The following is a 10083-nucleotide window of genomic DNA, read 5'->3' on the forward strand; positions in this document are numbered from 1 at the left end:
GAGCCTTATCGTCGGCAGCGTCAGACGTGTATAAGAGACAGGTACGCGACGGACGCCGCGGGCTCGAAGAAGGTGCGGGTGGCGTTCACGGTGCCGGAAGCGGACGCGCCGCGCATCGTGTATCCGGCGGCGGCGCTGACGCGGGGCAAGGCGCCGGAAGGAGGACTCGCGTTCGTGCGCTTCCTCCAGACGGAAGCAGCGCGAAAGGAGTTCCGTCGACTGGGCTTCCTGGACGCGAGCGCGGCGAAGGCTGCTCCGGATGCGGGAGTGATGGGCACGACGCCGGGCAACGCGCGGTCCCTCGACGCGGGCGTGATGGGTGCGACGCCAGGCAACGCGCGGTCCCTGGACGCGGGCGTGATGGGCTCGGCGCCGGATGCGGGCAAGAGGCATCCATCGCCGTGATGGACGAGGGGCTGACAGGGCTGGTGCTGTTCACGGTGGCGGTGGCGGCCCTGTCCACGGCGCTCATCCTGGTGCCCGGTGTGGCGGCGGCGTACGCGCTCGCGCGTTGGAAGGGACCGGGGCGCGGCGTGGTGGAGACGGTGCTGGCGCTGCCGCTGGTGCTGCCTCCGACGGCGGTGGGCCTGGTGCTGCTGGAGTTGCTCGCGCGGGACTCGGTGTTGGGCCGGCTGCTGGATGCGATGGGCGTGGAGGTGGTGTTCACGCCGAAGGCGGTGGTGCTGGCGAGCGCGGTGATGGCGTTCCCGCTGCTGGTGCGCTCCGCGCGCGCGGGCTTCGAGGAAGTGGATCCCAGGCTGGTGGCGGTGGCGCGCACGCTGGGGGACACGCGCACCCGGGCCTTCTTCCGGGTGACCCTGCCGCTGGCGTGGCGCGGGGTGCTCACGGGCGCGCTGCTCGCGTTCTCGCGGGCGCTGGGTGAGTTCGGCGCCACGGTGCTGGTCGCGGGCAACATTCCGGGAAGTACGCAGACGCTGTCCCTGGCCATCTTCCAGCGCACGCAGGTGGGGCAGGACGCGGAGGCGCTGAAGCTCGCGGGCGTGGCGGTGGTGCTCGCGTTCGGGGCCATGTACGTGACGGAAGTGGTGACGCGGCGGCGCGGGGCCCGGGGACTCGCGTGAATCACGCGGCGCATTCCCCCCGGTCCTGGGGGCCCGGGGATGCCGGGCCGGTTTCGAGAGAGCCCGCGTCCGCGCAGGGCGCATGGGGCGCCACGTTGTCAGGAGGCGCACGCCCGTGATGGAGCTGTCGCTGCGACTGCCCCTGGCGCGCTTCACGCTGGAGGTCGAGGCCCGCTTCACGTCCGCGTCGGTGGCGGTGCTGGGGCGCTCCGGCTCCGGGAAGACGTCGCTGCTGGAAGTGCTCGCGGGCCTGCGACGGGGCGCCACGGGACGTGTCGTGGTCGGTGGCCGCGTGCTCCTCGACACGGCCAGCGGTGTCGACGTGCCGCCCGAAGCGCGCCGCATGGGCTACGTGCCGCAGGACGCATTGCTCTTCCCGCACCTCACCGCTGGACAGAACGTGCGCTTCGGTGTGCGCGCCGGACGGCCTTCGCGCGTGGACGAAGCCGTGCACCTGCTGGAGCTGGAGCCCCTGCTGCACCGCTACCCGGTGACGCTGTCCGGAGGCGAGAAGCAGCGGGTCGCCCTGGCGCGCGCGCTCGCCACCGACCCCGCGCTGCTGCTGCTGGACGAACCCCTGGCCGCGCTGGATGTCGCGTTGAAGGAGCGCGTGCTGCCCTACCTGCTGCGCGTGCGTGACGAAGCCCGGGTGCCGCTGCTCTACGTGACCCACCAGCTGGGCGAAGCACGCGCCCTGGCCCGCGAGGCCCTGCTGTTGGATGGCGGCGCCGTGAAGGCCGTGGGCCCCGCGGACACGGTGCTGGGCACGGTGGCGCGCGGCCTGCTCACCGGTGAGCCCGAGGAGAACATCCTCGAAGGCACGCTGGAACATCCCGACTCCAGAGGCACGCGGCTACGCGTCACGGAGAGCCTGTCGCTCTGGGTGCCGGATGCACCGGAGCTGCCCCACGGCACCCGCGCCGCCTACGCCGTGCCCGCCGAGGACATCCTCCTGTCCACCGGGCCGCTGACCGGCGTCTCCGCGCGCAACGTGCTCGAAGGCACCGTGACGAAGCTGGAGGAAGCGGGGGCAGGGGAGTGCGCGACCCACGTGGACGTGAGCGGTGTCCACTGGGTGGTCCGTCTCACGCACGCCGCCGTGCGCGAACTCCACATCGCACCGGGCCTGCGCGTGTACCTCGCGGTGAAGTCCTCCGCCTGTCGCCGCCTGGCGGGCAGGGCTTCCTAGTCCCCGCGCGCCTCGGCTTCGAACCGCCGATGCGCGGCCTCCATCCGCTCCAGCGCATCCACGAGGCTGCGCTCGATGTCCTCGCGCTGGGACTGCATCAGGTCTTCCGGAAACCCCATGCGCTCCAGCAGGTTCAGCTGCATGTAGAACTCCTCGCACTGCCGGTGGCCGCCCTTGCCATCCAGGTACTCGCCTGCCCGCAGGAGGAAGTCTCCCCAGGAGATGGACCCGTCACGGTGGCGAAGGAGCAGGCTCGCCAGGTGGTCCGCGTCCTCCTCGTCCCGCTCTTCGACGGTGAGCAACTGCGGAAGGCCCGGCATGTCCAGGAGCAACCCGTGCGCTCTGTCGAGCTCCGGCACGGTGCTCAGCTCGATCAACCAGAGTGGCGGCGCATCCAGCTTCATCACCCACGCGTCCGCCCAGGCGATGATCTGCCGCAGCCCGACCCGCCCTGTCCTCACCATCACCGCGATCCGCGCGACGGCGACCGGGTCGAACGGCGTGCCGTCTCTCACCGCTTCGCTCCCGGCTTCTTCGCCCCGCCGCGCCCCGCCGTCTTCGCGTGGTAGCCCTCCACGCGCATGCCCAGCTCATGCACCACGGACATCGCCGTGTCCTGCGGGATGCGCGTGTCCTTCATCTTGTTGCGCGCGGGGTCGAGCACCAGACCCGTGGCTCCGGAGAAGTCCGTCCGGGTCAGCGTGCAGCCACGGAAGTTGCTGCCGGTGAGGTCCGCGCCGGTGAAGTCCGCGTCCGTCAGGTCCATGTCGAAGAAGTTCGCCTCCCGCGCCACGCACCGCACGAAGGACGTCTGACGCAGGCCCAGCCCCACGAACGAGCTGTAGGGCATGCCGCACTCCTCGAAGTCCACCTCCGGGTTCGCCGCCACGCCCGTCCAGTCAATGCCCATCAGCTTCGAGCCCTCGAAGCGCACGTCCCGCAACCGGATGGCGTTGAAGTTCGCGCGCGTCAGGTTGCAGCCCTGGAACACGCACGCCTCCAGCAGCGTGTCCTTCCACCGGCCCTCCTGCAACTCGCAGTTCAGGAAGGTGCACCGGTAGAACTCCTTGTCACCCAGGTCGACGCCCTGGAGGTCCAACCCCTCGAAGGTCTCCCGCTCGAAGGAGTCCTCCTGCTGGAGCCGCTTCACCACCGCGCTGTCGTCCTGGGCCATGCCCGGCTTTATACCGACCCGCGAAGGACCCGGCGATAAGGGCCGGGTCCTCCACGGCCTTCACGCTACTTGGCCACCAGCACCAGCACGCCGCGGCCGCACAGGCTGTAGTTCGTGGCCTCGCCGCCGAGCGCGGTGACCGGGTTGAGCAGCACCTGATCCACGCCCAGGCTCTCGCTCCACGAGCAGGTGTCCGTCACGCGGTACCACTGCTTGCCGTTGCCCGGCCACGGCAGCGAGAAGTTCACGGCGGCGGACCAGCCGTTGTACGCGACGTAGATGGCGCCCACCGTCTCACCGGAGAACTCCGACGCGTCGATGCGGTAGGCCAGCGCGTGGTTGCTCGCGCTGTTGAAGTACGCCGCGTCCGGAACGAAGCCGTCCGGCTTGAACCAGCGGTGCTGCTCCATCACGTTCCCGTTGTTGTCGTTCGTCTTGTAGAACTCCGCCGGACGCAGCGCGGGGTGCGCCTTGCGGAACGCGATGAGGTTCTTGGCGAACAGGCGGAAGTTGGACTGGTCCGCGCTCCACGCGTAGTTCAGCCAGTTCGCGTTCGAGTCCAGGTTGTACGCGTTGTTGTTGCAGTACTGCGTGCGCAGGAACTCGTCGCCGCCCGTCAGCATGGGCACGCCCGCGCTCAGCATCAGGAACGCCAGGCCGTTGCGCGCCGCCTGCCGCTGGAGCGCCGCGCTGCCGCCCTGGTCCCAGCTGTGGTTGCTGTCCTCGCCGCCGTCGGACGGGCCCTTGGGCCACGCCTGGGTGTTGTCCTTGCTGTTGCACGAGTACAGGTCCTTCAGGGTGAAGCCGTCGTGGGCCACCATGAAGTTCACGGACGCGGCCGGCTTGCGGCCGTCATCCGAGTACAGGTCCGACGAGCCCGCGAAGCGCGTGGCCAGGTCCGCCGGCGTCACGTTCTCCACGCCCAGCTGGTTCTGGTCCTTGCGGAAGGTGTCGCGGAACGCGCCGTTCCACTCGCGCCACTTCGCCGGGAAGTTGCCCACCTGGTAGGAGTTGCCGCCAATGGCCCACGGCTCCGCGATGAAGTCCGTGCCCGCGCCGCCCCCCTCCGGACGCGGATCCAGCTGCGTGGTGATTTGATTGAGCGCCGTGTTCGGGTCGTCGCGGTTGTATTCGTAGCCCGGAGTCGTGGCCGTCTCGTGCTCGTAGATGTTGCCCAGCACCGACGCCAGGTCGAACCGGAAGCCGTCCACGCCCAGCGTGTCCTTCCAGTACGACAGCGAATGGAGGATGACGTTGCGGGCCGTGGGGTTGCGCGTGTTGAAGTTGCCGCCCACGCCCGTGTTGTCCCAGTTGAACTTCATGTCCTTCGTGAGGCTGTAGTACGTGGGGTTGTCCAGGCCCCGGTACGACATGACGTTGTACGTGGTGGGATCGCCGCTCACCCACCCGCCGCCCTCGCCGGTGTGGTTGTAGACCACGTCCACCAGCACCTTGATGCCGGCGTCGTGGAACGCCTTCACCATGCTCTTGAACTCACGCGTGGGGCCGCCCGGCGTCTGGTCGCACGCGTAGCGGCGGTCCGGCGCGAAGTAGCTGAGGTTCATGTAACCCCAGTAGTTGTCGCCCGCGGTGCTCGCGACCGTGTCGTTGTTGCCGTTGTCCGTTTCGTGCAGCGGCAGGAACTCCACCGCCGTCACGCCCAGCGCCGCCAGCTGCGCGGCCTTCTGGCCCGCGGTCTTGTAGGTGCCCAGACAGGCGGCATCCAGCCCGGAGCCGGTGTCCTGCTTCGTCAGGCCGCGCAGGTGCACCTCATAGACGACGTCGTCCTTGAAGGCGCGCGTGGGCTTGGTGCCGGTGGCCGTGGCGTCCGGCGGAAGCACGATGCTCTTGGGCGCGTACGGGCCGCTGTCCTTGTAGCGGTGCGTCGGGCCGGACGCGAACACCGTGGCGTCCGCGTTGCTGGGGTTCACCGGGTCGTGCGACAGCTCCAGCGCGTACGGGTCCCACAGGAGCTTGTTCGGGTTGAAGCGGTTGCCCGCGGTGTCCACGTCCGCGATGAAGCCCGCCGCGTTGTTCGTCTTGGTCCAGCTGGCGTCGTACGGCCAGTTGGGGCCCCACGCGCGGTAGCCGTAGTAGACGGTGCCGGTGACGCCGTAGGTGTTCTTCAGCGTGGAGACGGAGACGGACTTGGACCAGACGTTGGTCGTCGCGTTCTTCGTCATCACGTACTTCACGACCTCCTGCGCGCCCAGGGCCGTCTTGTAGATCCACACCTCGATGCGCGTGGCGCGCGACGAGTACACGTTGAAGTCGATGTTGGCCTGCGTGGAGTCGTACTTCGCGCCCAGCGTCCAGGTGAGCAGCTCCTGCTTGCGCTGCGCGGTGTCCTCCACGGCGGGCGCGGCAGGGGCGGGGGCTTCGTCAGGCGTTTCGGAGGCGGCGCAGGAGACCAGCGCCGAGGCGAGGCCCGCGGCGACGAGGGGATGCCACCGCGTGAGCCAGGGGCTCCGGCGGTGACGACGGGGAGGGGTCATCATGGATGTGGCTCCAGACGCGGCAAGCGAGGGTCACGACCGCTGCAAGGCCACCGGGCCCGCGACTGCCCGGGGCCATCCGGTTCACCACCCCCACGACGCTGAAGTCAACCGCACGTCCCCCCACCCGCGCCCCTCCGCGCACCCACGTACAACGCCGGACATGGCCCGGCGCGTCAAGGCGCGGGGACGCAGGTCTTGCTGGCCCCACACACCAGGTCGCGAGCGCAGTCCTCGTTGCCCATGCACTTCGTGCCCGCCGTGCAGTCGTAGCCGCCGCCGCCCGTCATGCCGTTCACCCGGAAGAGGTTGTTGGTGACCTGCTCGGTCATCGCCTGGTTGCCGATGGAGCCCTGCAGCTTGTGGGTGATGTTCACGGTGGTGCTCACGCCGGTGACCGAGGCCTGGATCTCGAACGGATCGCTCACTGCGTTGATGGCGTCGCGGATGAGCAGCGCGGCCTGCGTCGAGGACGTGCCGAACGTGAACGCGACCTGCTGGTTGGCGGCGTTCTTGAGCTTCCCGTTGCTGTCCAGCTCGAAGATGACGGGCGGGTTGATGCCGTCGCTGATGGTGAACGTCTCCCCATCAAGCAGCTTGTCGCCCGAGATGGCGGTGATGGTGCCCGTCGCCGCCTGCAGCGTCTTCGCCTTGCAGTTGGCGCTGCACGAGCCGCAGGTGGAGGTGTTGCCGTCGTCGCAGGCCTCGTTCGCGGCGTTGGAGTCCTGCACGCCGTCACCGCAGACGTTGCCCTGGAGCGAGAGGGCTGTCTGGCAGTCGCTGCTGCACCGCTGGCAGCTCGCCGTCCCGTAGGCGCAGGAGACCTCCGTGGAGGTGTTGCCGTCGTCGCAGACCTCGTTCACCGGATCCTTCACATTGTCGCCGCAGATGTTGCCGGTCGCCGTCAGCAGCTGCTTGCAGTCGAAGCGGCACACCTGGCAGCTCGCCGTGCCGTAGGGGCAGGAGGTCTCCGTCTGCGTGTTGCCGTCGTCACAGACCTCGTTCGAGGCGCTGGGGTCCTGCTTGTTGTCGCCGCAGACGTTGCCCTGGAGCGTGAGGACCGTCTGGCAGTCGCTGCTGCACTTCTGGCAGTTGGCCTGGCCATAGGGGCAGACCGTCTCGGTGAGGACGTTGCCGTCGTCGCAGGCCTCGTTCACCGGGTCTTTCACGCCGTCGCCGCAGACGTTGCCCTTCACCGCCAGCACCTGCTTGCAGTCGCCGCTGCACGTCTGGCAGTTCGCGACGCCGTAGGGGCACTCGGTCTCCGTCCTCGTGTTGCCGTCGTCGCAGAGCTCGTTCGCCGGGTTCGGGTCCTTCTTGTTGTCGCCGCAGATGTTGCCCTGGAGCGTGAGGGGCTGCTGGCAGTCGCCGCTGCACTTCTGGCAGCTGGCCACGCCGTAGTCGCACGCGACCTCCGTCTTCGTGTTGCCGTCGTCGCAGACCTCGTGGTCCGGGTCCTTCACGTTGTCGCCGCAGATGTTGCCCGTGCGCGACAGGCTCTCCTTGCAGTCGAAGCGGCACACCTTGCAGCTGGCGGTGCCGTAGGGGCAGGCCTCCTCCGTCTCGGTGTTGCCGTCGTCACAGGCCTCGTTGGTGGCGTCCTTCGAGTTGTCGCCGCAGACGTTGCCCTTCAGGTCGAGCGCCGCCTTGCAGTCGCCGCTGCACGCCTGGCAGGAGGGGGTGCCGTAGGTGCAGGCGGTTTCCGTCTTCGTGTTGCCGTCGTCGCAGGCCTCCGGGCGGTCCGGCCCGTTGACGTTGACCACGTTGTCTCCGCAGACGTTCGGCTTGCAGGTGCCCAGGCAGTCGTCGTCGTCGTTCGTGTTGCCGTCGTCGCACAGTTCCTTCGCCGCCGAGTTGGTGACGCCGTCGCCGCAGACCGTGGGAGTGCAGTCGACGTCGCAGATGGGCGAGTTGGGCCCGTCGTCGCACTGCTCGCCCGCCGCGATGTTGAGGAACCGGTCACCGCAGGCCGCGGGCGTGCAGTCCGCGTTGCAGGTGCGGGAGTTGCCCGCCGTGTCGCACAGCTCGCCGCGCGTCGTGTTGGTGAAGCCGTCGCCGCAGAAGGCGATGGTGCAGTCCGTGTCGCAGGTGGGGGTGTTGACGGGGCCGGGGTTGTCACACTGCTCGCCGGCCGACGTGTTCACCACGCCGTCGCCACATTTGCGCAGCGTGCAGTTGGCGTTGCAGTAGTCGGACTCGCCCTTGTCGTCGCACTGCTCGCCCGCGGTCAGGTTCAGGATGCCGTCGCCGCAGACGCGCACGGTGCAGTTGACGTTGCAGGTCGCGGACTCGCCCTTGTCGTCGCACTGCTCCTCGCCGTCGCGGACGCCGTTGCCGCAGCCTTCGGCCGAGCGGCAGTCCGCGCTGCACCCGTCCTCGCTGACGTTGTTGCCGTCGTCGCAGATCTCCCCCTTGATGAGGTCGACGACGCCGTTGCCGCACGACTCATCGGACTTGCAGTCGGAGCTGCACCCGTCGCCGTTGGTGTTGTTGCCGTCGTCGCACTTCTCGCCCTTGGCCGTGTCCACGTAGCGGTTGCCGCAGCTCTCCAGGGAGAGGCAGTCCGCGCTGCACCCGTCGCCGCTGACGGTGTTGCCGTCGTCGCAGCGCTCTTCCTTCGTGGGGTCGGTGTACTTGTTGCCGCAGACCTCGGTGGAGAGGCAGTCCGCGCTGCACCCGTCGCCGCTGGCGTTGTTGCCGTCGTCGCACTTCTCGCCCACGGCCGTGTCCATGACGCCGTTGCCGCACAGTTCGTTGGAGAGGCAGTCCGCGCTGCACCCGTCGCCGTCGACGGTGTTGCCGTCGTCGCACTTCTCCTTGGCGGTCAGGTCCACGACGTCGTTGCCGCACGTCTCGTTGGACTTGCAGTCGCGGCTACAGCCGTCGCCGTCCACGACGTTGCCGTCGTCACACTGCTCGCCGTCCTGGACGACGCCGTCGCCGCAGTCCGTGGAGATGCAGACGTCCTGTTTCGCGGCGCACTTCAGGCCTTCCGGACAGACGAGCCCGGAGGCGCAGTCCACGGTCGTGGGCTGGAAGCACGAGGTGAGCAGCAGCAGCGGCGCGGCCACGAGCAGCAGGGCGCGCGCCACGGAGGATCCGCCGGAGGGCGGGGAGGAGGGGACGCGTGTCATGCGGAAGACCTCAGAAGCGGAACGTGGCCACGGCACCGCCCGAACCCGCGCCGAGGAGCGGCGTGACCTGCACGGTCGCCGCCTCCTGGCCCGGTTCGATGCGGTACGGCTTGGGTTGGTTGAGGACGGCGAGCACCGCGCCGGTGACGAGCACCGCGCCGCCCACGGCGTACCCGGCGATGGCGCCGGTCTGCATCAGGTTGCCCTGGGAGCGCTCGTCGGCGACGGCGACGGGCGGCACGCAGCCCCCGCATTCGGCGATGCCCGACTCGAAGGCGCGGAAGTGGTCGCGGGACTGGAGGTGCAGGAAGGCGCTGCCGCCCGCCACGGCCACGCCCGCGCCCATCACCAGCCAGGGCATCGCGGCGGACCAGCGGCGCTTGTAGCGGATGAGGTCGTCGGAGGTGAAGAGCTTCAGGTCCAGCGTCGTCGTCTCACCGGGCAGCAGCGTGCGGCTCTGGTCGCTGGGCACGTAGCCCGTCATCGTCGCGACGATGCTGTGCGCGCCGGGGCGCACCAGCCCCTCGTAGCGGCCGGGGGCCACGAACAGCGGCTGGCCGTCCATCGTCACCGTGGCGCCGGGCGTGGCGCAGGTGATGTCCACCCGCGCCAGCTGCTTCTCCACCAGCGTCTTGTAGTTGCGGGCGTACTCGAACTTCTCCTTCTCCAGCGGCGCCGGCCCGAAGCGCAGCGCCGCCACCAGGTGCTCGTGCACCTCCACGGGCTGGTCCAGGTTCATCAGCGCCAGCGCGAGGTTGTAGTGGATGGCCGGGTGGTCCCAGCGCGCCAGCGCCTGGCGGTACTTCTCCACGGCCTGCACGAAGATGGATTCCTTCAGCAGCGCGTTGCCCTCGCCGAACAGCGCGAGCGAAGCGTCCTGGTCCGCCTGGGAGATGCCCTTCGCCCAGGGGCGATCCTCCGGGCCAGCCGAGCCCGCCAGCGAGCCTTCCAGCGTGTCACTGGCCTGCCCTTGCCGGGCCTCCTGGGCCTTCGGCGCGGGGGGCGGGGG

Annotated in this window: 8 protein-coding genes; 3 read left to right on the plus strand and 5 right to left on the minus strand. The window is 69.4% G+C overall.

The window, feature by feature from the left end; all coding sequences use genetic code 11:
- The 3 genes from D7W79_RS46515 to modC form a co-directional block, all read left to right on the plus strand.
- Window positions 1-405, plus strand: a 405-nt coding sequence (locus tag D7W79_RS46515; protein ID WP_158617100.1) for a molybdate ABC transporter substrate-binding protein, incomplete at its 5' end; no start/stop codon positions are given.
- A complete protein-coding gene (gene modB, locus D7W79_RS32165) occupies window positions 405-1082 on the plus strand; it encodes a molybdate ABC transporter permease subunit (RefSeq protein WP_120529188.1) in 678 nt (225 codons plus the stop codon). The genes D7W79_RS46515 and modB, both read left to right, overlap by 1 nt.
- Window positions 1083-1200: 118 nt before the next feature.
- A complete protein-coding gene (gene modC, locus D7W79_RS32170; RefSeq protein ID WP_120529189.1) occupies window positions 1201-2271 on the plus strand; it encodes a molybdenum ABC transporter ATP-binding protein in 1071 nt (356 codons plus the stop codon).
- Here modC and D7W79_RS32175 read toward each other — a convergent pair.
- From D7W79_RS32175 to D7W79_RS32195, 5 genes are all read right to left on the minus strand, one after another.
- Complete coding sequence (locus D7W79_RS32175; protein WP_120529190.1) at window positions 2268-2786, minus strand: hypothetical protein; 519 nt, start codon at window positions 2784-2786, stop codon at window positions 2268-2270. The two genes, modC and D7W79_RS32175, sit on opposite strands and share 4 nt — an antisense overlap.
- The gene (locus D7W79_RS32180; RefSeq protein WP_120529191.1) at window positions 2783-3445 is read right to left on the minus strand and encodes a pentapeptide repeat-containing protein; all 663 of its coding nucleotides are present in this window, start codon (window positions 3443-3445) and stop codon (window positions 2783-2785) included. The genes D7W79_RS32175 and D7W79_RS32180 overlap by 4 nt, the downstream gene beginning before the upstream one ends.
- Before the next feature lie 65 nt (window positions 3446-3510).
- Window positions 3511-5943, minus strand: a complete 2433-nt coding sequence (locus tag D7W79_RS32185) for an isoamylase (protein WP_120529192.1) — start codon at window positions 5941-5943, stop codon at window positions 3511-3513.
- Window positions 5944-6116: 173 nt separating this feature from the next.
- The gene (locus tag D7W79_RS32190) at window positions 6117-9074 is read right to left on the minus strand and encodes a DUF4215 domain-containing protein (protein WP_120529193.1); all 2958 of its coding nucleotides are present in this window, start codon (window positions 9072-9074) and stop codon (window positions 6117-6119) included.
- Window positions 9075-9084: 10 nt separating this feature from the next.
- A partial coding sequence (locus tag D7W79_RS32195) for a peptidase associated/transthyretin-like domain-containing protein (RefSeq protein ID WP_120529194.1) occupies window positions 9085-10083 on the minus strand: 999 nt, incomplete at its 5' end.

The organism is Corallococcus exercitus, assembly GCF_003611585.1.
Lineage (GTDB): Bacteria > Myxococcota > Myxococcia > Myxococcales > Myxococcaceae > Corallococcus > Corallococcus exercitus.

Coding starts and splice junctions, on each gene's coding strand:
- D7W79_RS32180 (WP_120529191.1), bottom strand. CDS start 3,445: ATGGCCCAGGACGACAGCGCGGTGGTGAAGCGGCTCCAGCAGGAGGAC.
- D7W79_RS32185 (WP_120529192.1), bottom strand. CDS start 5,943: ATGATGACCCCTCCCCGTCGTCACCGCCGGAGCCCCTGGCTCACGCGG.
- modB (WP_120529188.1), top strand. CDS start 405: ATGGACGAGGGGCTGACAGGGCTGGTGCTGTTCACGGTGGCGGTGGCG.
- D7W79_RS32190 (WP_120529193.1), bottom strand. CDS start 9,074: ATGACACGCGTCCCCTCCTCCCCGCCCTCCGGCGGATCCTCCGTGGCG.
- modC (WP_120529189.1), top strand. CDS start 1,201: ATGGAGCTGTCGCTGCGACTGCCCCTGGCGCGCTTCACGCTGGAGGTC.